Raw genomic sequence first — 22,354 nt, 5'->3', positions numbered from 1 at the left:
CTTTAAAAGAGACACGCGCAACGTGACCGATACAAAAAAAATCGTGGTGCTCCTCAAGGGCTATCCGCGCCTGTCGGAGACTTTCATCGCCCAGGAACTTCTGGGGCTGGAGAAAGCCGGGCTGCAACTCGAACTCATGTCCATGCGCCGGCCGACGGATAAAAAACGCCACCCCGTTCATGATGAAATTCGCGCACCCGTCACCTACCTGCCGGAATATCTGCATGAAGAACCGCTGCGCGTTCTAAAGGCATTGTGGGCGTGCCGCAAAAAGCCGGGCTTCACCAAGGCGCTCCGCCGCTTTTTCAGCGATCTGCCGCATGATCTCAGCCGCAATCGGTTCCGCCGTTTCGGGCAGGCCGCCGTCCTTTCGCATGAATGGCCGGCGGATGCCGAATGGCTGCATGTCCATTTCATCCACACACCCGCCTCGGTCGCCGCCTATACCCATCTCATCACTGGCACACCCTGGACGATTTCGGCGCACGCGAAGGACATCTGGACCTCAAACGACCGTGACCTTGCCGCCAAGCTGCAAAGCGCCCGCTGGGCCGTGACCTGCACTGCCGGCGGTTTCCAGCATCTGCAGACCCTTTCCGGAGCCAGGCAGAATGTGCATCTGAGTTATCATGGCCTCGATCTCACCCGCTTCCCGCATTTCGACACGCCGCGCCCGGAGAGAGACGGTTCAGATGCCGGTGACCCGGTCAGGATTTTAAGCGTCGGCCGGGCGGTCAAGAAAAAGGGCATCGATATTCTCCTGCGCGCGCTGGCTTCACTCCCGCAGGATATCCATTGGCGTTTCACCCATATTGGCGGCGGTGATGAACTGGTCGCGCTGAAGAAACTCGCAGACGAGCTTGGCCTCGCCGACCGGATCGTCTGGACCGGGGCCATGGACCAGAAGCAGGTGCTGGAGAATTACCGGGAGGCGGATCTCTTCGCCCTTGCCTGCCGTATTACCAGCGATGGCGATCGTGATGGCCTTCCCAATGTGCTGGTTGAGGCCGCGAGCCAGGCGCTGACCTGCATTTCCACCAAAATCTCAGGCATTCCGGAATTCTTCGTCGACGGTGAAAACGGACTGCTGACCGATCCGGAAAATCCGGTCGCATTCGCCGAAGCACTGCGTGCGGCCATCACCGATCCGCAATTGCGCCAGCGTCTGGGTGCTGCCGCCGAAAACCGCGTTCGAACCGCTTTCGATCATCGCACCAGCATTGCCGAACTGAAGGCCCTGTTCGAAACCGAGTGGGAAAAGACGCCATGAGTGATACGGAAAAGCGTCCTTCAGTCTTCTTTTATGTCCAGCATCTTCTGGGCATCGGCCATATCGCCCGCGCCAGTCGCATTGCCAATGCCCTGCAGGCGGATGGTTTCGATGTCGTTCTGGTGACGGGCGGCACTCCGGTTCCGGGCTTTCCGGGCGATGGTATCCGTCACGTCGAATTGCCGCCGATCGCCGTCAGCGACGGCAGCTTTTCCGGCCTTGTCGACAGTTCCGGCAAACCGGTGGATGACGACTTCAAAAAGCTTCGAACAGACATGCTGATCGGCGCTTACCATGGCGCAAAACCGGACATCGTCATCATCGAGGCTTTCCCCTTCGGCCGCAGGCAGGTGCGTTTCGAATTGCTACCGCTTCTGGACGAGATTGAGGATAGCGAACCGCGCCCGCTCGTCATGACGTCGCTGCGTGACATTCTGCAGGAAAAAACCAAACCGGGACGGGACGAAGAAACCGTGTCGCTGGTGAAGAAACATTTCGACGCGGTGCTGGTCCATGGCGATCCGGAATTTGTGCGACTGGAGGATACCTTTCCCCTTGCCGGCGAAATCAGCCAGCGCATCATCTATACGGGCCTTGTTGCACCGCTGCCGCCCCCCGAACCGGCGGAGAAATTCGATATCGTCGTTTCCGCAGGCGGTGGCGCGGTGGGAGCAACGCTCGTGCGAGCGGCACTTGAGGCCGCACCGCTGCTGGACGGCATCAAAAGCTGGTGCCTCGTCACCGGCCCCAATATGCCTCAAGCGGATTTCGATGCGATCTCGGCTGAGGCGGCGGACAATGTATCCGTCTTTCGCTTCCGCAAAGACTTCGCAAGCCTTCTTGCCGGCGCGCGGCTTTCGGTTTCACAGGCCGGTTACAACACCGTTTGCGATATTCTTCAGGCAAAATGCCGTTCGCTCCTGATCCCCTTCGCTGCGGGTGGCGAAACGGAACAGAGCGCCCGCGCCGAACGACTGGCGCGGCTGGGACTGGCGCAGGTTCTGGAGGAGAAAGATATCTCTGCGCGATCCATGGCCGATGCCATCAGGGCCGCATTGGCTCTGCCGGCCCCGGATAAGATCAAACTCGATCTCGACGGCGCTGCCGGAACGGCTAGAGCTTTGCGCCGCCTTTTTGATGAGCGGTGAGGATCGCCTTTAACTCGCGAACCGCCGCTTCGTCCGTTCCCTTGCGCCCATCGCCGGTAAAACCGAGCTTCGCCACCTTGCTTTCCGGATCATAAAACGGAACGGCGGAACAGGATGCGTGGATTTCCGTGATCGGAAAGCGGTCCAGCAATGTCTGCACGATCTGCGGACGCACGCCCGCACCTGGCATGATGACGATCCGGCCAGCGGCCCTCTCGGATAATCGCGCCAGCGTCTCCATGCCCTCAAGCGCCGAACGCGCGCCGCCGGAGGTCAGAATTCTCGGGAAACCCAGCGCGATGGCGGCCTCCAAAGCCTCATCCATGTCGGGAACGACATCAATCGCCCGGTGCAGCGTCAAATCCAGCCCATCGGCGTGGCGGCGCAATTCCTCGAGCAGTGGAATATCAAGCGATCCGTCGCCAAGCGATGCGCCGAGCACCACGCCGGAAAGCCCCGCAGCACGCGCCGCATCAATATCGCGTTTCATCACATCGGCTTCGTCACGCGTGAACACGAAATCACCGGCGCGCGGTCTGATCATCACGCTGACCGGCAATCCATAGGCCGCCGCTCGCTGCATGAAACCCGCAGACGGTGTGACGCCGCCACCGGACAATGCCGCGCAGAGCTCGATACGATCGGCACCGCCCCTGACCGCCGCTTCCAGCCCGGCCACATCGTCCACGCAAATCTCGAGAATCATCGTAACCTCTTTCATTCGAACGTGCTCTGTTCACGCACCGGGTTATCCGAAAGCCGCCCACACTTTTCGGCCCGACGCTCTACCTGCGGCGACCCGTCCCATCAAGCGCATAGAGCATGTAAACACCGCCGAGACCCACAACTGCTCCCAGTATGGAGGTTCCCGAATAGCTTGTGACAAATGTGCCGAGGGCGAAAATCAGCGCACCCAGACCGGCACCAAGGAAGATATTGACGGCGATCAGCGAGCTTCCAAGCCCCGGCCGATCCGCGATCAGTTCCTGCAGATAGGTAATCGGGATACTGATGATGGCCGCAGCACCCAGCGCGCTGATGACGGTTTGTGCGTAAATGTGCCATGGCGCGGAAGCGAGCCCCTGCAGGATGAGATAAATGGCATAAAGCACCGCTCCCGCCGCCAGCGTCAGCGTTTGCGGCACCTTTTTCTCGATCCAGCCCCACAGGAGAATGAAAACGATTTCCAGCGCCGCGACGATGCCCGCCACGATGCCGATATCCGCAACCGTGCCCTGCGCCTGACCCGTTATGATCAGCGAACGTATGGAATCATTGAGATGCAGCATCGAGCAGATCAGGGCTATGGCGATGATCCGCAGCAGCACCCGCCGCGACCCGACTTCCGCAAGCGAAGCGCGGAAACCGAACCGCGCCTCGGTGTTCACGGTCGCCGGCGTGGCGGCACGCGGCAGGCAAAAGGCCACCAGCAGAAAGCAGATAAGCGCACAAGTACCCGAGAAGAGGAAAGCCAGCAGCATATTGCCGGAATTCACCAGAAAGATACCGACGATGCCCGGCACCAATACCCAGGAGAGAGAGATCGTCGCCCGCATGATCGAATTCACGGCAATCATGTCGCCCGTGGAAAGATTGCGGGCATCGGCACGCACATGCGCGAAAATCAGCGAATTCATCGCCCCGAAGATCGGCAGAAGAACGAGCTTGGCGCTCACGAAAGCCGTAGCGTTGCCGACCAGATAGACCAGCATATAACCGCTGACGCCGAAGAGCGCGATGAACAGCATGGGCTTGCGATATTCGCCCAGCCTGTCGGCGACGATGCCCATCAGCACGCTGGCGCTGACATTGATGACGGCGGCAAACAGCATCAGCAGGGAATAGACGGTGTTGCTGAGCCCGATTTCGCGAATGCCGATAACCGCCTGATAGGGAGCGGTGGCTGCATTCGAAAACCCGAAAAACAGAATAGCGAGCGCCCCGATGCGGATCGACGGATTATTGATAACGATGGAAAGAGCCGACGGCATGGATATTCGCCTGAGATGATCCGGCATCGCCGGATCGCTTGATAAAACCTATCGAACCGCCGTCATCGCCAGCGGGCAGAAAGGATGGGTTTCGGGATATAGTCGAAATGCGGCTTCCATGGGTAAAAATCGCCGTCCCGGCGGCGATTGGGAAGATTTTCGATATCCTGATTGATAACCCCCTCCGTCAGCGCCATCAGATTGGGATTGGCGATCGGCGCGAGCTCCGGCGAAAGATAACCTGACTTGACGACCAGCAGCCTCACCGTCTTCGGATCGAAGCCCAGACGGGTGAAATCCGAAATCATGTGATAGGGCCTGCGCCTTGCGGCCAGAATGACGGTAATGCCACCGATGCCGACCACCGCCTGCCGCTGATCCGTAGCACATGGATCGTCCAGTTTCAGGACCCTGGCTTCGACGGCGACGGATGGGCTCTCGGGATCGAGACTGCCGCCAATCTTCAGGGAAAGCGTCGCACCCTCGCCCGCGGCAAAACAGGCTTCGACCGCTGGCCCGTCGGTGATGCCGCCCAGCAACGCGCCCTGCCAGTTGCGCGCAATCAGCGCCGCCAGAACATCGGCGCGATCGCCCACCCCGCCACCGGTCGGATTGTCGCCCGAATCCGCGAGAATGATCGGACCTGTGGTCGTTTTTGCCGCAATATCGAGAATGGCGTCGAGCGGCTGGGTCACCGGCCCGAAACGGAAATCCTGCCGGGCATTCCAGTAGGATTGCGCGATCTCACTGGCAACCGCCTGCGCGGCCTCCCTGTCCGTCCCCGTCACCACCGCACAGGACGTCGCCCTTGGTTCGTCGGCCCAGACGTAGCCGATCATGAAATTCGTATCCCATATGCCGGGCCGTGCATCATGATCCGGCAGAACGGCATAGAGGCTTTTTGTGGGTTCATCTTCCGTGGATGTCTTTTCACCCGGCAGCAGAACGGGGATTTTCGCCCAGGCCACACCGGGCTTCTCGCCCGTTTTCAGCGCCTTGAGCAGCATTGTCCACGCCCGCACCATCGTCTCGCGCACATCGATATGCGGCGCAGTTCGGTAGCCGGCGAAAATATCGAGCTGATCGATGATCGTCTGGCTGACATTGCCGTGCAGGTCGTAGCTCGCAGAAATAATCACATCCGGCCCGACCACGGCGCGGGCGCTGGAAATCCAGTCCCCCTCCGCATCGTCCATGCCTTCGACATTCATCGCGCCGTGCATGGCGAGATAAAGCCCGTCAAGCGGCAACGATACCTTCAAGCGTTCGAGAAACTCCGCCTTGAACGCCTCATAAGCCACACGCGACACGGGGCCGCCCGGCACCGCCCGCGCATGCAGAAGCGGCAATACTTCCGCCCCGCTCCCGCCGAGAAAGTTGAAATATTCGGCTTCCAGCAGCTCCGCGCCGCGAAAAACACGAAAATCCTCCTGGCGCATCAGCACCGGCGAGTAGGTGCTGCATTCGGTATGAATACCACCAACGGCAATACGCATCACGCCTTCTCCTCAATAAACCGGATTGAGGGGAACGATGGCGGAAAACCTCAGCCAGTCTTTCTGCGCTTTCGGCGTCCATGCCGCCTCAGCGATGGCCGGCAATCTTGGGAAAACCAGATGGTTGAAATAGGCGCGGTTGAGGAAATGTTCAGACCAGATGCAGGCCTGAACGCCCTTCATCCGCTCCTTCAATTCCTCTGGAAAATCGCCAACCGCCTCATAGGCATAGGTGTGCGAAGGCGGAACGGTGCCGGCCCAGCTTGCACCGGGCTCCTGCCAGGCCTCATCCTGCACCATGTCGAGATAATAGGCCTGTCCCGGCGTCATCACCACGTCATAACCCTGCTTTGCAAGCTCAAGGCCAACTTCCGGCTTCTGCCAGGCCATCAGCAATGTTCCCGCCGGATCGACACCGCCACCGTGTGAAACTTCGTCCCAGCCGGCAAGCTGGCGGCCACGCTCATGCAGCATCCCCTGGATGCGCTTCATGAAATAGGACTGGATGCCGAAGGTACCGTCGAGCCCTTCCTTTTCCATCAACGTTTTGGCAAGCGGCGAGGCAAGCCAGGAGCCATCCGCGACCTCGTCGCCTCCGATGTGGATCAGCCGCGAGGGGAACAACTCCACCATCTCGTCGAATATCTTGCCGAGGAACTCATAGGTCGGCTCGATGGCCGGGTTGAGCGCATTGTTGGGATAGCCCTGCACCGAACGGTAGCTGTCCGGCGCTTCCTGCCCATCCGTCAGATCCGGATAGGCGACGAGAGCCGCCGTGCTGTGGCCGGGTATATCGACCTCCGGAACGATTTCGACGTTCAAAGCCGCCGCATGAGCAACGACCTTGCGCACATCCTCCTGGCTGTAATAACCGGACACCGGTTCGGCGCCGTTGCCGAGCTGCGGCAGGAGCGGCCCATCCGGTCCGCGTGTTGCGCCGACTGTGGTCAGAAGCGGATAGGCCTTGATTTCAAGCCGCCACGCCTCGTCATCCGTCAAGTGCCAATGGAACCGGTTCATGCGCAGCCATGCGAGGATATCGATAAGCCGTACGACATCGCCAGTCGGATAGAATTGCCGCGAGACATCCAGATGGCAGCCGCGCCAGCTATAACGCGGCGCATCGCTGATGCTGCCGGAAGCCGGGAAACGGAATTTGGGATCGATGCGCGCGCCATGCAGCAATTGCGCCAGAACCGTCAGGCCATATTGCAGACCGGCAGCGGCCGAATATTCCACGACGACGGCCTCATCCGAGAAAGACAGTCGATAACCTTCCGCTTCCAGCCCGCTATGCTGTTTGAAACGAAGCGGTTTTCCCTCATGAACCGGCGCAAGGCTGAAAGGCACATGTCCCACGGCAAAAAGCCTGCGGAACAGCGAAAGCACGGTTTCCACCGCGAGCACTTCCTCAGCCTTCGCATTATCCGCCGGGTAAAGCGCGACGGGAAAGCCCTCGCCCGGTTCGGCATCGATTTCAGCAGGCCAGGGCTGGATGGCGAAGGGCAGGTCGAGCTTTCCTTCCGGAAGCAGAACCGGTGCCGGCTCGCTGTGACGCCCATCCAGCATCAGGTCACCGACATCGACCGCACGATGCGTGCCGTCGGCAAGACTGATATAGGCGGATTTCGCACCATCCGTGCGGTGGCGGGCTGGCCTCAGCAAGCCATCGACGGTGAAACGCCAGGATTTACCGGCCTCGAGCACGAAACCGGGCGGCGGCGCAAATTCGTGGAAATTGGCATTGCGGCGCAGATAAACGGCATTGCCGCAAACCGGCTTGTCCACCGTCCGGGTAAGGGATGTGTAGACGATGCGAAAGTCCTTCAGCGGCTCGCGGGAAAGATTGACCAGCGTGAACGTAAAGCCGCCGGATGCGGACTCTGCGAGCGGATGCCATGAATTTTCAAGACGATAATGTGCGAGCGCCATAATGCTCCCCTTTATTGCGCATTGAACCCGGAAGAGGGTTTCGGTCAGTAGTGTTCGGATTGCGAGAAAGTACGGGCAAGCGGCGCCTGCCCCGCCGTCAGCCCGCAGTCCACCGGCAGGCACACGCCGCTGATGGCGGCCGCCTGCGGCCCGGCAAGAAAGGCAACGGCATTGGCCACATCTTCTGGCCGCACGATGCGCTGCAATGGATACCAGTGCTTGGCTTCCTCAAAAACCTGAGGATTGACCGCCGCCCGCGCCTCCCACGCCTGCGTGCGCACGGTTCCCGGCGCAACCGCATTGGAACGGATGCCGAATTTACCGTATTCGACGGCGATCAGCTTCGTCAGATGGATCAGTCCCGCCTTCGCGGCGCTATAGGCCGGATGCCCAAACACCGACATGCCGTTGACGGAGGTGATATTGATGACAGACCCCTGCGTCCGCTTCAGCGCCTCTTCGAAAGCCCTGAAGCAGAGAAACGGTGCTTCCAGATTAAGGGCATTGTCCTTGCGCCATATCTCGGCGGTCGTGTCGTGCAGGCTGACCGCCCTTGCAGCGCCCGCATTGTTGACCAGGGTCGCGACATCACCAAGCTCCGCGACCTCCAGGGCCAGCCTTGCAAGGTCCTGCGGATCGGTCACATCACAGGTTTTCGAAACGAAGGCGGAACCGGAAAGCAGGGAAAGCGCATTGGAAAGGGCGTCGGCATCGATATCAACCAACACCACCTTTACGTGACTTTCAGAAAGCGCCACGGCAATTGCCCGGCCTATGTCACCTGCCGCCCCCGTTACGACGGCGACCCGGTCTTTCCTGTCCTGCATCTCATGCCACTCCTTTAAAGCTTTCCGACCAGTTCCACAGCGGAATTTCAGGCAAACCGCTCACACTTTTCCCATCCCGCCTTCAGTCACCCAGCAATTGCCGGTCATCCGGATCGCGATGTTCCACGAGTTGCTGCTTGATGTGACGCAGGGTCACCATCGACCTTTGCCGATGGTGATAGGCAGCAAGGGTCGCCAGAATATCGACGGCGGCCAGATAGGCGTAACGCGATGAGGTCGGGCGGAAGATATTGTTTCCCTCAGGTACGTTGACGGCCACCACCATATCGGCGGCCATGGCGACGGGCGTGTCGCTCTGGGTCAGCGCAATGGTGGCCACTCCCATTTCCCGTGCCAGCCTGAAGCATTTTACCAGCTCCATGTTGCGGCCTGAAAAGGAGGAGCCGATGATGACGTCTTCCTTCCGGGCGGCAGCGGTCATCATCAATTGCATGCTGTGGTCGGCGCTGGTCGAAACACGCAGGCCCAGGCGAAACAGCCGGTTCTGGATTTCCGACGCGATCATCGAAGAGTTCCCGCCCGCACCGAAGGCGTAGATCATGCCGCTATTGGCGATCTTGATCGCCGCTTCACCGGCAAGGGCGGGATCAAGCGTCTTGTGCAACAGGAAAAGTGCCTCCTGCGCCTTGGCAAGCACCTCCTCGGCGACATCCGACGGGCCGGTGCTGGTAGGCTCAGAAGTAAGGTAACGAATGCCCACATAGGCGGTCTTGGCAAGGCTGACCTTGAAATCCGAAAAGCTCTGGCAGCCGAGACGGCGGCAGAAACGCGTCACCGTTGGTGGGGAAACTTCTGCACGCGCGGCCAGCTCGATTATCGACGCATTGACGGCGAATTCGAAGTCCGAAACCAGAATCTCGGCGATCCGCCGCTCCGATTGCGAGAACTGCCCCTTGTCTTCCTGAATCCTTGCGAAAATATCCATGCTCACCGGTCTCCGTTCCGCCAAAACTTAAGGCTTGGCCCCGTTACCGATGCACTCTAATCCGAGACGCCCGTCAACTGTACATACCCATGAATCGATCATGCTTCGTCCCGTTGACGACACGGCGGACACCTTTGATTTGAAAATTATTTTCTCTGTTGATTGCGAGATGAGCATATGCCAACAATATTCGCCAGAGAAATTTCCGAATCCTGAAAATAATTTCAACAATGGACCCAGATCATGCGCGATCCCTTCAAAAACCCCTTTCCCGAAACTGACATCGCCCGCCATTCCATATGGGAGATGCTGGTGACGCGGGATATCGACGCGTTCCTCGCCGCCGACTGGTCGAAGGTCGCGGGTGATTTCGTCGAAGAGGGCTTCCTCGGCATCAATGCCAACCGGGATGCGAACCCGGACAACTGGCGCCTGTCCTTCCCGTCGCTCGTGGCCTATCGCGATGAATGGCTGCGACAGGCGCAGGATTTCCAAACCCAGCAATTCGCCGAAGACCCGCGGGGTGCTATCTTCGCGACCACCACACTGGAAGAAATCGAAGTGGAAGGTGAAACCGCGCTGGTTCGCAAGAAGTTCGATGGCGGGCTTCGCAAGGCCGATGGCAGCTTCGACGTCATGCAATGGCAGACGCTCTATTATTGCCGGCTGCATGAGGGCCGCTGGAAAATCAGCGGTTTCACCGGCTACATGCCCAACCCGATGCCTTGATCCAACGCTTCTGCGAGAAATATTCGAGCGCCGGGCCGAAAGCCCGGCGTTATTTGTTCGTCCGGAAAAGGCGGAAGAAAACCGCCGGGAATGGATCGCGTCAGGAAAAACCGGGCATGGCAATACAGATTTCATGGCCCAGTTCCTGCCCTTTATTGTATCAGCTTGAGGACTGAAAGGTCGACGCGCCGTTCCAGCGCGATACCGCTCTCATCAAACAGATGGCAATCCGACGCCTTGATGCCGGTCACGATAGGCTCGTCGACGACAACCGGCGCGGAACCGGAAAGCAGCGCGCAATAATTCTCGCCCGTTGGGGCAACGCCATAGGCGATCGTGTTCACCCCCAGCCGCTCGATGACGCTCGGTGCAACCTTCACATTGAGGTCAGCCGTTTCAAGACCGGTATGTTCCGGACGGATGCCAAGCGTCAGCTGCTTGCCTTCCAGACCGGCGCGAGGCTCCACCGGCACGGTGATCGTCTGCCCCTCATATTCAACGGTCACCCCATCGGCGCTGACGGATTTGCAGATGACCTTCAGGAAGTTCATTTTTGGGTTGCCGATAAACCCGGCAACGAAGAGGTTCGCAGGCTTATGATAAAGCTCCAGCGGCGCCCCGACCTGGGCGATTTCACCGGCATTCAGCACAACGATGCGGTCGGCCATGGTCATGGCCTCCACCTGATCGTGCGTCACATAGATCATCGTCGCCTGCAGCGTCCGGTGAAGATTGGTGAGCTCGATACGCATATCGGACCGAAGTGCCGCATCGAGGTTGGAAAGCGGCTCGTCAAACAGGAATATCTTCGGCTCGCGAACAATGGCGCGACCGATCGCAACGCGCTGGCGCTGGCCACCGGACAACATGCCGGGGCGCTGCTGCAGGCGCTGGTCGAGTTGCAGGATCTTGGCAACCCCCTCGACCTTCTCCTTGATCTTGCTTTCTTCCATCTTTTCGACGCGCAGCGGAAAAGCGATGTTTTCGAAAACCGTCATATGCGGATAGAGCGCATAGGACTGGAAGACCATGGCGATGCCGCGTTTGACCGGCGGCAATTCATTGACCTTCACGCCGTTAATGACGACGTCGCCGGCGGTAATATCCTCAAGGCCGGCGATCATGCGCAGCAATGTGGATTTGCCGCATCCCGAGGGGCCGACAAAAACGACGAACTCGCCATCCCTGATGTCGAGCTGAACGCCCTTGATGACTTCGAAATGTCCATAGTTCTTGCGGACGTTATTGAGATAAAGCTGACCCAAAACTTGCCTCTCCCGTCACCAGCCGACATCAGGCTGCGTTCAGAGACGTTCCGCAACATGGAATAAACCGTGTTGGCTCGGAACCGTTAAAAAACACGGGACGGAGCGGCCATAATGGCGGCAGGCATTCCCGCGGCGAAATATGCCGGTTGCGGGCGGTCTTCGCCCGCAACCTTGTCAATGTGGATTACTTATACTGCTCGAGAGCGGACGAGGCCTTCTTCGCGGCATCCTCAGGCGTAGCCTTGCCGGTAACGACAGACTGTACCATCTCGATCATCGTGTCCTGGAAGCCCTTGTAGTCGGTGAAAAGCGGCTCGGGACCACCATAGGCGATACCGTCGATCAGCGGCTTCCAGAAGGGGTCCTTGGCGATGAATTCATCAACCTTCGGCGACGGACGAAGCGGGGTGAGGCCAGCGCCGCCCTGCAACTCGTATTCGCCCTGCGGGCCGGGCGAGGTGATGAACTTGGCGAATTCTGTCGCCTTTTCTTCCACACCCGTTCCCTTGAAGATCGCAAGGCTGTCGGTGATGAGCAGCGTGCCGGGACCCTTGGCTTCAGGGCCGAGCGGCAGGGTCGCGATGCCCCAGTTGATCTTTGTTTCCTGCAGGCGGGTTGCGGCACCCGAACCGGCCTGGATCATGCCAACCTTGCCATCGAGGAAGATGGCGCGGATTTCGTTCTGCTCATAGGCGGTCGGACCTTCGACTGAATAAGGCGTGATGTCCTTGTAGGCCTTCAGAGCCGCGACAACCTGCGGGCTGTCGACTGTGATCTTGTCGCCATCGATAACCTTGCCGTTATTGGTGTAAACCCAGTGCATGAACTGGTGCATGGTGTTGTCGAAGGTCTTGGCTGGCAGGCCGTAACCGGCGATGCCGGTCTTTTCCTTGATCTGCTTTGCGAAGGCGATTTCTTCAGCCCAGGTCTTCGGCGGTGTTTCCGGGTCGAGACCAGCCTGCTTGAACAGGTCCTTGTTCCAGTAAAGCGCCTTGGTCGAGAAAGCGACCGGCACGCCCCACTGCGTATCCTCGAAGGTGACCGTGTCGACGATGTTCGGGTAATAGGTCTTCTTTTCGTCTTCCGTCATCGGCACCGGAACGATGAGATCGTTCTGCGCGAACTGCTTCAGCGTGCGCGAACCGACATAGGCCATGGCGACCGGGGTGCCGGCAGCAGCGAGCGTGGTTGCCTTATCCTGGCACTGCGCCCAGCCGACGACTTCAGGCACGACCTTGAAGCCGGCATTCTTGCCTTCCCATTCCTTGATATACTTCTCATGGATAGGATCCATCTTGTCGCCGCAATAGATCCAGCTGATCTCCTTGTCGGCGGCGTGCGCCGTCACCGTGCCAAGGGCAGTGGAACCGGCAAATGCGACAGCGCAAAGCGCCAATCCGTAATGTTTCAGTGCCATAGGTAGTCTCCCATTTTCTGGTGGTCGTTCCGATTGTTGATTATTTCACCGCGCCGGCGGTCAGACCGCTGACGAGATATCGTTGCATGAAGAAGATGACGACCATGGCCGGCGCAATGCCGACGAAGCTGGCTGCCATCAACTCATTCCAGATGACTTCCTGACGACCGAAATAAGCGAACAAACCAATGGGCAGCGGCATATATTCGGTCTTGGAATTGAAGGTGAGCGCGAAGATGAACTGCTGGGCATAGGCGCCGATGAAGGTGGTGATGGAGACGACCGCGATGCCAGGCATCGCAAGCGGCAGGATCACCCGGCGGAAGGTATAGAAATAGCTCGCACCGTCCACATAGGCCGCTTCCTCCAGCTCACGCGGAATACGCAGCATGTAGGTCCGCAAAAGCCAGATGGCGGTGGGGATCAGGAAGGCGGCACCGGGAATGATCATCGCGAAATAAGTATTCAGCACACCCATATTGCGCATCAGCCGGTAAAGCGGGATCAGAAGCACCGCGCCGGAAAACATGTTGATCGCCAGAAACGCGCCGAGCAATTGCCCGCGACCGCGAAACTGGAACCGGGCGAAAGCATAGGAGGCCGGCACCACCAGGATGAGGACGATGATGGTCGAAATGGTGGAGATGAAGAAGGAGTTGAAGACGTAGCGGGCAAAGCCGGGAACGCTGACCCACATGGTCCGATAGGCCTCGAAGGAACCATTCTCCGGCCAGAATTTATATGGCGAAGAAAACAGCAGGCTGAGCGGTTTCAACGAAACCAGAAACCCTTCCACGAAAGGCGCCAGGACGAAGGTCAGGAACACGGCGATGCCGCAATAGATTCCGACCATTTCATACCACCTGTAGCGGTTGATCATCGCATTCTTGTCGGTCATCGGCTGGCCTCCTGCGAGATACGGCTGGTGATGCGGAAGTAGAAATAGGTGAAGATCGACAGGAAGATGCAGATCAGCACAGCGCGGGCGGCACCCTCACCGTATTTGTAAGAGCCGATCGCCGTCTTGTACGTGTCGATGATCATGGTCGTCGTCTGGCCGGTCGGACCGCCCTGCGTCAGGATCCAGATGATGTCGAACGAGTTGAAGGTCGAAATCAGCGAGATCATCGACATGGTGATCGTGGCCGGCAGCATCAGCGGCAGCGTGATGCGGCGGAAGCGGTAAGCACGGCTTGCGCCATCCGTCCAGGCCGCCTCATACAGGTCCTGCGGAATGGCCTGAATGGCGGCCAGCAGATAGAGCGTCACCATCGGCACGCCGATCCACACGTCGGTGATGATCGTCGCCCAGAAGGCCGTGTTGCCATAAGCGAGGAAAGCGACCGGACCATTCACCAGGCCAAGGTTCTGCAGCACGCCGGAAATCATGCCGAACTGGCCGTTATACATCCAGCCCCACATGAAGATGCCGATAGCCATCGGCACGATCCATGGCGGCATGGTCAGGATGCGAAACAGCGCGCGGCCGGGAACGGCGGAGTTCAGAAGGACCGCGCCAAATGTGCCGATGATCATCTTTATCGAGACGGAAAAGAACGTCCAGATGAAGGTCCGCGTGATGACATCGGCAAAAGTCGCGTTGAAGATCTTGTCGTAGTTGATGAAGCCGACCCAATTCGTCGTTTTTCTGAGCGACGCATCGGTAAAGGATAGGATGAAGGTATCGACGAGCGGATAAGCAACGATAACCGTGATGTATAGAAGTGCCGGCAAAAGAAGAAGCCAGGCAAAGACGACCGCGCTGCGTTTCGCATCCATCGCCGCGCCCCCCTTAAGCCGATTTCGCCGCGGGCGTCTTCGGCTGCCCGTGGAGCGCCAGATCGTATTCCTCCCACACCGGCTTGAGATCCACCACCTTGCGGCCGTGGCGCGCCTCATCCATGGCAAGCGCCAGAATACCGGCCTCGATGGCATCAAGTGCGGAAACCGGCAGCGGCGTACCCTTGACGATATGGTCGATCACGTCCTCGGCCATCTGCTCATCCGCACCGTAATGCTGGGAGAGCGCAGTCGCCGCCGAATAGGTCTTGGCGACAGTCTTTTCGTTGGTCCGGGCATTGTGCACGTTCAGGAAACCGCGCACGAAATCGCCCTCCGCCATGCCTTTGGCGCCGATGACGCAGAAACGACGGAAATCGTCGGGAACGTTGAGATTGGTATGGAAGGCAAGCGACGCGCCGTTCTCATATTCGACGATCGCCGTCTGGTAATCGATGATGTCGCCGTCGCTGTCGAAGACCTTTTCCGAGCCCATCCAGCCGCTTGGCTTGCGATGGTAGACCTCCATGTCGTTGATACCGTCATTTTGCGGGGCATTCGCAGGCGTGAAGCTCTTGCGTCCGCCGAAACTCGACACAAAACGCGGCCGCGCACCGACAACGCCATTATAGAGATCGAGGTCGTGGCAGCATTTTTCCAGCATGAAGGAGCCGGAATAATTCTCGTAACGCCGCCAGTCGCGCATGAAGAATGCGCCGTGATAGGGCGGGATATGTTCCGAAGCCTCGATGGAAACGACATCGCCCAGCTTGCCTTCCGCCTGCGCGGCGCGCAGATCGCGGTAAAGCGGCGAATAACGCAGGACCAGACCCACCAGCAGCCGCTCATGACCATGCTTGTTGAGCAACCGGGCGAGTTCGAGGCTTTCCTCGATGCTGACGACGATGGGTTTTTCCGAGAAGATGGTGCAGCCGGCCTCAAGCCCGATACGAATATGCTCCAGATGCATGTGGTTCGGTGAGCCGATCATCAAGAGGTCGAATTTCTCGCTGGCGATCAGCGCCTCGGGGCTGTCATACGCCTTGCCAACCGAAATGCCCTTTTCCTTGAGACCGGGCAAACCAGCCGGCGCGGGATCGACGTAACCGACGATCTCGAAGTCCTTGTCAATCTCATGAAAAACGTAGCCCAGATAACCGAGACGGAATCCGAGTCCGATAATTCCCACCTTCATGAACTTTGTTCCCTGTTCATTCGTAATTCATTTTCGCAGAAGCAACCATTTCTGTGCTGGCCGTTCACATATCTGCGATAATTTCCTGCCACGATGAAATTAATTTTCACAACGGTCAAGCTAAATTCGATTTCGCAAACCCCGCTGAGGACCGCAAATCGATTTTTCCGCCGACGCGCAAGCGAAACAAGACCGCTGCGGCCATCGACGTAAAAAACAATACCAAAAAAATGCCAATCGTCTAGAGCAATTCCTGTTGCGGGAAATTTTTTTTGGTTAATGCGAAAATATCAAGCACACGGCCTTATTATTTGGCAAAATATCGAAAAAAACACCGATTTATCGTACAAATACACCAATGGTTCTATTTTGGTATTGCCGATTGTGATGCGTGTGATATAGCGAAAATTCGCCACATCGATTGTGACAGAGGTTATGCATGAACGGCGCAGCGCTTAATCTGGACGACCTGCAATCAGGAGGCGGCGGCCCGCTTTACCTGAAACTGCGTCAGACGATTGAAGATGCCATCAATGCCGGCCGCCTGAAACACGGCGACGCCTTGCCGCCCGAGCGCGATATTGCCGAAAGCGCCTGCGTCAGCCGTGTCACCGTGCGCAAGGCGGTGGACGATCTCGTCCGTGATGGGCTTCTGGTGCGCAGGCACGGTTCGGGCACCTTTGTCGTCAAGCCCATCACCCGCATGCAGCAGCCCTTGACCAAGCTGACCTCGTTTACCGAGGACATGCGCCGCCGCGGCATGGCCGCGAGCACGCGCTGGCTGGACAGGGGACTGTTTTATCCGACCGGTGACGAGATGATGGCTCTCGGCCTGTCCCAATCCGCCATGGTTGCAAGGTTGACACGACTGCGCCTTGCCAACGACCAGCCGATCGCACTCGAAGTCACGAGCCTGCCCGGTGATATTCTGCCCGACCCACAATTGGTGGAAAACTCGCTCTATATGGAGCTCGAAAAAAACGGCATTCGCCCCGTCCGCGCCATTCAGCGCATCTCCGCCCGCAATCTGACGGATGAGGAGACCCTGCTGCTGGGCGTTCCGCCGGGCTCGGCGGCGCTGTCCGTGCAGCGCATGGCCTATCTGGAAAGCGGACGCCTCATGGAAATATCCCGCGCCCTTTATCGCAGCGACGCCTACGACCTCGTCGCCGAACTGACGATGACCTCCGAATAAACACACCGACCAAGGACAGAAAACGATGACAACCCTGATGCGCCAGGAAATCAACGAGATTCCCGATGCCGTCGCCCGTCTGCTGGACAATGCGAAAAATGATTTCCACGAGGCCGGCAGCCAGCTGAAGGCCCGCGATCCGGCGGTTATCGTCACGATTGCGCGCGGCTCCTCCGACCACGCTGCACATTTTCTGAAATATGCGATCGAATTGCAGACCGGCCTTCCGGTGGCCTCTCTCGGCCCCTCGCTCGCTTCCATCTACCAGACAAAACTGCGGCTGGAACGGGCGGCGGCCTTCGCTGTGTCGCAATCGGGTAAAAGCCCTGACATCGTTGCCCTGGCACAAAGCGCCCGCAAGGGCGGCGCACTCACCTTCTCCCTCGTCAACACCCTGCCCTCTCCGCTTGGCGATGCGGCCAATCAGGCGATCGATATCCAGGCAGGACCGGAAAAAGCGGTTGCCGCGACCAAGTCCTTCGTCAATTCCATCGTTGCCGGCCTCGCGATCCTGGCCGAATGGACGGAAGACAGCCTTCTGGCCAAGGCCGTCAGCGCCCTGCCGCAGAATTTCGCCAAAGCAATCGCACTCGACTGGAGCCAGATCGCTGAGGCGGTGAAGGGCGAGGAATCGCTTTATATGCTGGGTCGCGGTCCCGCCCTTGCGATTGCCGCGGAAGCCGCGTTGAAGTGCAAGGAAACCTGCGAGCTGCATGCGGAAGCCTATTCTTCGGCGGAAGTCATGCACGGCCCGGTCTCGCTGGTCGCACCGAAATTTCCGGTCATCGCCTTTGCCGCGCGCGACCGCGCCGAAACCTCCGTCACGGATATTGCCGCAAATCTCGCTCAAAAAGGCGCGAATGTTTTCGTCACTTCCGCCAAGGGCAGCCCGGCCAAGCCGCTGCCCTTCGTAGAAACCAACCATCCGCTGACGGATGCCTTGCTGCTGATCGCGCCGTTCTACGGTTTCATCGAGCAATTGTCGCGTGCAAGAGGCTTCAACCCGGATGCGCCCGTGGCGTTGAAGAAGGTCACGGAAACCCAATGAGCGGCATCAGGGCATTTATCGGCGCGCGCATTTTCGACGGCGTCACGTGGCACGATGACAAGGTGCTTCTGACCCGCGACGGGCATGTTGCCGCAATTTCGGACAGCGTACCCGCCGACGCCGAGACAATCGATGTGAATGGACTGCTGATCGCGCCGGGCTTCATCGACCTCCAGGTCAATGGCGGCGGCGGCGTCATGTTCAACAACCAGCCGGATGTGGCGGGCATTGCCCGCATCTGTTCCGCTCATGCGCAATTCGGCACCACGGCGCTGATGGTCACGCTCATCACCGACCGGCCGGACGTGACCGCCATAGCGGCGCAGGCGGGCATTGCCGCCAGCAAGGCGCAGGTGCCCGGTTTCCTCGGCCTGCATTTCGAGGGACCGCATCTTTCCGTTGCGCGCAAGGGCACGCATGATCCGGCGCTGATCCGCAAGATGGAGGCGGCCGATCTTGCAGTTCTGACCGGCTGCAAGGCGCAACTTCCCTTCGTGCTGACAACCATTGCTCCCGAAAACGTGACGGCCGAACAGGTTGCGGCCCTCAGGGACGCCGGCATCGTCGTCAGCCTCGGCCATACCGATACCGGCCTTGATGTGGCGACGACCTATGCTGAAGCAGGCGCATCCATGGTGACCCATCTCTTCAACGCGATGAGCCCTCTTGGCCACCGCGAACCGGGGCTGGTCGGAGCCGCGCTTTCGAACGGCAGACTGGATTGCGGGCTGATCGCCGATGGTTTCCATGTCGACCCGGCTGCAATCGGCATTGCGCTTCGTGCCAAGAATGGCCCGGCCCGCATTTTCCTCGTCACCGATGCCATGTCCACCATCGGCACGGATGACGACGGTTTCGAACTGAACGGCCGGCAGGTCTATCGCAATGGCGGCCGATTGACCCTGGCCGACGGTACGCTTGCGGGTGCGGATATCGACATGCTTTCCTGCATCCGCTTCATGCATAAGAAGATGGAAACACCGCTGGAGGAGGCATTCAGAATGGCCTCAGCCTATCCGGCGCAGGCAATCGGCACCTCCGGCAAGGGAAAACTCCTGCCCGGTTTCGATGCTGATTTCGTCATGCTGACACCCGACCTCCAGATGCATTCGACATGGATATCAGGGGAAAAAATCTATGATGCCAAACGTTCGGGAGTGTGAACCATGATCGTTTGTTTCGATATCGGCGGAACGACCATCAAGGGCGCCATTGCCCATGCCCCGGACGATATTCGCCCCGTTCCGCGCATACCGACACCGAAAACCAGTTTTGAAGACTTCGCCGCCGGCCTGAAATCCGTCATCGACGAGAGCGGCGGCACACCCGGCTGCGTCTCGCTGTCGATTGCCGGCGTCATCGATCCGGAAACGGGCAAGGCCACCGTTGCCAATATTCCCAGTATTCACCGTACCGTCTTGAAGGACGAGCTCGAAAAGGCGCTCAACCTTCCCGTCATCGTTTCGAACGACGCGGATTGTTTCGTGATCGCCGAATCGGAGATCGGCTCCGGACAGGGTCATCGCGTCGTCTTCGGCGTCATCCTTGGAACGGGCGTCGGCGGCGGGCTGGTGATCGACGGTAAGCTCATCAATAGCGATGGCGGTTTTGCCGGCGAATGGGGCCACGGCCCAGTGGCCGCGACATTGGCGGGCAACCCGCCGGTCTCGCTGCCGCGCTTCGAATGCGGCTGCGGCCTCACCGGCTGCGTCGACGCTATCGGCAGTGCCCGCGGCATGGAAAAGCTGCATCTGCATCTTCACCGGCAGGATATGACCAGCGAGGATATTATTGCCGCCTGGCAGGCGGGGGATGCGCAATCCGCCAGAACCATCGATGTTCTCATCGATATTCTCGCCTCCCCGCTGGCGATGGTGATCAACGTTACCGGCGCGACCATCGTGCCGGTTGGCGGCGGGCTTTCGAATTCCAGGGAACTTGTGGGCGCTCTGGACGAGGCCGTCAGGAGCCGCATTCTCAGGCGCTTCAACCGCCCGCTCGTCGTGCCCGCCATTTGCCGGATCGAGCCGGGGCTGATTGGCTCGGCCGTTATCGGTCTTAAATATGCCAGGGAGATCGAAGACGCCGCCTGAGCGGCGTCATACGGTCTCGATCTTTTCCCGACGAAATCCAAGCCCCACCAGCCGGCCCGTCAGATGGGCAAAAAGCGGAAATCGCATGATCGCCAGCACAAAGGCGGGCGGACCTTTCGGCTTTTCCGCCGTGCCCGTATCCGCCTGCTCCTTCTTGCGACCGATACGCATCATCCGCTGCAGAAACTGCGTGGCCTTGGTCGGGAAGGATCGACGTTTCTGGATTGCGGCGAGATCGTCATCGGTAGCTGCCCGGCCGGACGAGAACACGGGCACGAGGACATTGGCTGCGGCCACGGCGTCCTGAACAGCGAGATTGATGCCGACACCGCCAACAGGCGACATGGCGTGGGCCGCATCGCCGATGCAGATGAGGCCCGGTTTCCACCAGCGCTTCAACCGGTCGATACGAACGGTCAGGAGATGTACGTCGTCCCAGCTCATGATTTCGTCAAGCCTCTCGCGTGGGAAAGGGCAGATTTCCGCAACCCTGTCCCGGAAGGCTTCAAGTCCCTCAAGCTTTATGTCCGCGAAAAAGCCCTTGCGCACCACGTAACCGCATTGCCAGTAATCGCCACGGTTGATCATCACGAAACCCTGCCGCGAGCCGGCATGACCCATGGTTTCGGTCGAATCCCCCGGCTGCCTTGAAAGACGCATCCACAGCACTTCGGTCGGAATGCCGAAACGCTGCACTTCCAGCCCCGCCGCTTCGCGGATGATGGAATTACGGCCATCCGCTCCCACCACCAGATCGGCCTCGATTTCGATAACGCCTTCCGGTGTGTTGACGGTGAAGCCGCCGACACGCCCGTCGCGCTCGATCAGGCCCGTCACCGGCGCATTCATCAGCAGCCGGAAATTCTCGTATTGCCCGGCCTTGCCGACGATGAAATTGAGAAAATCCCATTGCGGCATGAAGGCAATAAAACGATGCCGGACCGGCAACCGGGAAAAATCAGCAATGGTGACGCGCTCGCCGCCGATGACCCCGTTCAGCCGTGGCGCGCGCGTATGTGGCAGCCTCAGGAACTCTTCAATGAAACCCAGCTGCTCCATCAGCTCAAGCGTGGAAGGGTGGATCGTATCGCCGCGAAAATCGCGCAGGAAATCCCCATGCTTCTCGACCACCGTCACATCGACACCGCTGCGGGCAAGCAGCAGGCCAAGCATCAGGCCGGCAGGCCCGCCACCGGCAACCGCGACGGCGGTGCGGATGTGCTGAACGGCCTTGCCTTCATTTTCCGGTGAGATTTTCGCTTCTGCCATCACCTTCCCCCGTTTCAGTCCCGTCACACGTCTCTATCGCGCATCCGCCGCCGGAAGGTTTGCATTTTTCGGCTGCGGCCAACCATGCGCATCGAAGCGAAAAAGCATTTCGGACCGGGCGAAGATAAAGGCGAAGGCCATGGCAGTCCACAAGCCAAGCAGCAGCCCGGCGGCAACGTCGCTTGGATAATGCGCGCCAACAATGACGCGGGAAACACCGATGGCAAGCGCAAGCAGAAGGAACACCCAGCGGAAGCGCGGCATCAGCATCGCGAACACGCCGAAAAAGGCACCGGCAGCGGTTGAATGGCCGGAGGGAAAGCTTTCATAGAGATTATCGCCGGTAAAAGGCGTGAGGCTATAGGCACCCATTTCCAGAAGAAGCTCCGGCCGCGCACGCCCGATCAGGAATTTCAGCGTATGGACGAGAATGCTGGCCGTACCGATCGTCAGGAAAAAATAGGCAAGAAGCCGCCACGCCGTTCTCAATCGCCCGGCATAGGTGCGCGCCTGCAAGACCCGAGCGGCAATATAGGCAAGGATGGCAAGAGCGCCCGTGGAATAGAGCATCCAGCTGAACGTTCCGAAATCGGTAATGGAGCGATTGAAGGATACGATCGTTCCAGGCAGCGCCTGCGCACGTTCCGAAAGACGCGGGTCGAAAGGAATAAATACCAGAACCAGCACAAGGCTTGTCGCAAAAATCCATCCGCTGGAAACCAGAAAACGTCGCATCAATATCCTCTCATCG

20 protein-coding genes are annotated in these 22,354 nt (G+C 59.1%); 7 read left to right on the top strand and 13 right to left on the bottom strand.

Annotated features, from left to right (window positions below; translation table 11 throughout):
- Nucleotides 1-22 precede the first annotated feature (22 nt).
- Both AC1ROR_RS19635 and AC1ROR_RS19630 read left to right on the top strand, forming a co-directional pair.
- Nucleotides 23-1,270: a glycosyltransferase gene (locus AC1ROR_RS19635; RefSeq protein WP_498590424.1), complete on the top strand. Its 1,248-nt coding sequence runs from the start codon at nt 23-25 to the stop codon at nt 1,268-1,270.
- Complete coding sequence (locus tag AC1ROR_RS19630) at nt 1,267-2,418, top strand: glycosyltransferase family protein (protein ID WP_498590423.1); 1,152 nt, start codon at nt 1,267-1,269, stop codon at nt 2,416-2,418. Before AC1ROR_RS19635 ends, AC1ROR_RS19630 begins: the two co-directional genes overlap by 4 nt.
- On the opposite strand, the gene AC1ROR_RS19625 is transcribed toward AC1ROR_RS19630, so the two are convergent.
- The 6 genes from AC1ROR_RS19625 to AC1ROR_RS19600 form a co-directional block, all read right to left on the bottom strand.
- Nucleotides 2,384-3,124, bottom strand: coding sequence for a copper homeostasis protein CutC (locus tag AC1ROR_RS19625; protein ID WP_498590422.1), 741 nt, complete (start codon nt 3,122-3,124; stop codon nt 2,384-2,386). The genes AC1ROR_RS19630 and AC1ROR_RS19625 overlap by 35 nt on opposite strands.
- Before the next feature lie 79 nt (nt 3,125-3,203).
- Nucleotides 3,204-4,409, bottom strand: a complete 1,206-nt coding sequence (locus AC1ROR_RS19620) for an MFS transporter (protein WP_498590421.1) — start codon at nt 4,407-4,409, stop codon at nt 3,204-3,206.
- Between the two features lie 62 nt (nt 4,410-4,471).
- A complete protein-coding gene (locus tag AC1ROR_RS19615; protein ID WP_498590420.1) occupies nt 4,472-5,905 on the bottom strand; it encodes a M81 family metallopeptidase in 1,434 nt (477 codons plus the stop codon).
- Nucleotides 5,906-5,917: 12 nt separating this feature from the next.
- Entirely contained in the window at nt 5,918-7,837 is a 1,920-nt protein-coding gene (locus AC1ROR_RS19610) for a beta-N-acetylhexosaminidase (RefSeq protein WP_498590419.1), read from the bottom strand.
- A 44-nt stretch (nt 7,838-7,881) separates the two neighbouring features.
- Nucleotides 7,882-8,664, bottom strand: a complete 783-nt coding sequence (locus AC1ROR_RS19605) for an SDR family oxidoreductase (RefSeq protein WP_498590418.1) — start codon at nt 8,662-8,664, stop codon at nt 7,882-7,884.
- A gap of 82 nt (nt 8,665-8,746) precedes the next feature.
- The gene (locus AC1ROR_RS19600; RefSeq protein ID WP_035221572.1) at nt 8,747-9,610 is read right to left on the bottom strand and encodes a MurR/RpiR family transcriptional regulator; all 864 of its coding nucleotides are present in this window, start codon (nt 9,608-9,610) and stop codon (nt 8,747-8,749) included.
- Nucleotides 9,611-9,853: 243 nt separating this feature from the next.
- Here AC1ROR_RS19600 and AC1ROR_RS19595 point away from each other — a divergent pair, with 243 nt between their 5' ends.
- Entirely contained in the window at nt 9,854-10,339 is a 486-nt protein-coding gene (locus AC1ROR_RS19595) for a hypothetical protein (protein ID WP_498590417.1), read from the top strand.
- A gap of 152 nt (nt 10,340-10,491) precedes the next feature.
- Here the strand turns inward: AC1ROR_RS19595 and AC1ROR_RS19590 are convergent, their stop codons facing one another.
- The 5 genes from AC1ROR_RS19590 to AC1ROR_RS19570 all read right to left on the bottom strand — a co-directional run bounded on the left by AC1ROR_RS19590 (nt 10,492) and on the right by AC1ROR_RS19570 (nt 15,998).
- Nucleotides 10,492-11,604: an ABC transporter ATP-binding protein gene (locus AC1ROR_RS19590; protein WP_498590416.1), complete on the bottom strand. Its 1,113-nt coding sequence runs from the start codon at nt 11,602-11,604 to the stop codon at nt 10,492-10,494.
- A 187-nt stretch (nt 11,605-11,791) separates the two neighbouring features.
- Entirely contained in the window at nt 11,792-13,024 is a 1,233-nt protein-coding gene (locus tag AC1ROR_RS19585; protein ID WP_035221584.1) for an ABC transporter substrate-binding protein, read from the bottom strand.
- Nucleotides 13,025-13,064: 40 nt separating this feature from the next.
- Complete coding sequence (locus AC1ROR_RS19580) at nt 13,065-13,922, bottom strand: carbohydrate ABC transporter permease (protein WP_498590415.1); 858 nt, start codon at nt 13,920-13,922, stop codon at nt 13,065-13,067.
- A complete protein-coding gene (locus tag AC1ROR_RS19575; protein WP_498590414.1) occupies nt 13,919-14,803 on the bottom strand; it encodes a carbohydrate ABC transporter permease in 885 nt (294 codons plus the stop codon). The genes AC1ROR_RS19580 and AC1ROR_RS19575 overlap by 4 nt, the downstream gene beginning before the upstream one ends.
- A gap of 13 nt (nt 14,804-14,816) precedes the next feature.
- Nucleotides 14,817-15,998 (bottom strand): Gfo/Idh/MocA family protein, encoded by a 1,182-nt coding sequence (locus AC1ROR_RS19570; protein WP_080836060.1) that lies wholly within the window; start codon nt 15,996-15,998, stop codon nt 14,817-14,819.
- Nucleotides 15,999-16,437: 439 nt separating this feature from the next.
- On the opposite strand from AC1ROR_RS19570, the gene AC1ROR_RS19565 reads away from it, so the two are divergent.
- Genes AC1ROR_RS19565 through AC1ROR_RS19550 form a run of 4 tightly spaced genes read left to right on the top strand, consistent with a single transcriptional unit; the run spans nt 16,438 to nt 20,334 of the window.
- Nucleotides 16,438-17,193 (top strand): GntR family transcriptional regulator, encoded by a 756-nt coding sequence (locus AC1ROR_RS19565; RefSeq protein WP_035221592.1) that lies wholly within the window; start codon nt 16,438-16,440, stop codon nt 17,191-17,193.
- 25 nt (nt 17,194-17,218) lie between these two features.
- A complete protein-coding gene (locus tag AC1ROR_RS19560; RefSeq protein ID WP_498590413.1) occupies nt 17,219-18,241 on the top strand; it encodes an SIS domain-containing protein in 1,023 nt (340 codons plus the stop codon).
- Nucleotides 18,238-19,404, top strand: coding sequence for an N-acetylglucosamine-6-phosphate deacetylase (gene nagA, locus AC1ROR_RS19555; RefSeq protein WP_498590412.1), 1,167 nt, complete (start codon nt 18,238-18,240; stop codon nt 19,402-19,404). Before AC1ROR_RS19560 ends, nagA begins: the two co-directional genes overlap by 4 nt.
- 3 nt (nt 19,405-19,407) lie before the next feature.
- Entirely contained in the window at nt 19,408-20,334 is a 927-nt protein-coding gene (locus tag AC1ROR_RS19550; protein WP_035221598.1) for an ROK family protein, read from the top strand.
- Between the two features lie 6 nt (nt 20,335-20,340).
- Here the strand turns inward: AC1ROR_RS19550 and AC1ROR_RS19545 are convergent, their stop codons facing one another.
- Complete coding sequence (locus AC1ROR_RS19545) at nt 20,341-21,603, bottom strand: FAD-dependent oxidoreductase (protein WP_498590411.1); 1,263 nt, start codon at nt 21,601-21,603, stop codon at nt 20,341-20,343.
- A gap of 33 nt (nt 21,604-21,636) precedes the next feature.
- Entirely contained in the window at nt 21,637-22,338 is a 702-nt protein-coding gene (locus tag AC1ROR_RS19540) for a phosphatase PAP2 family protein (protein ID WP_035221603.1), read from the bottom strand.
- Between the last annotated feature and the right edge of the window lie 16 nt (nt 22,339-22,354).

Source organism: Agrobacterium sp. GW821-FHT14E08 (genome assembly GCF_058803865.1).
This window is presented reverse-complemented; position numbering and strand designations above follow the sequence as displayed.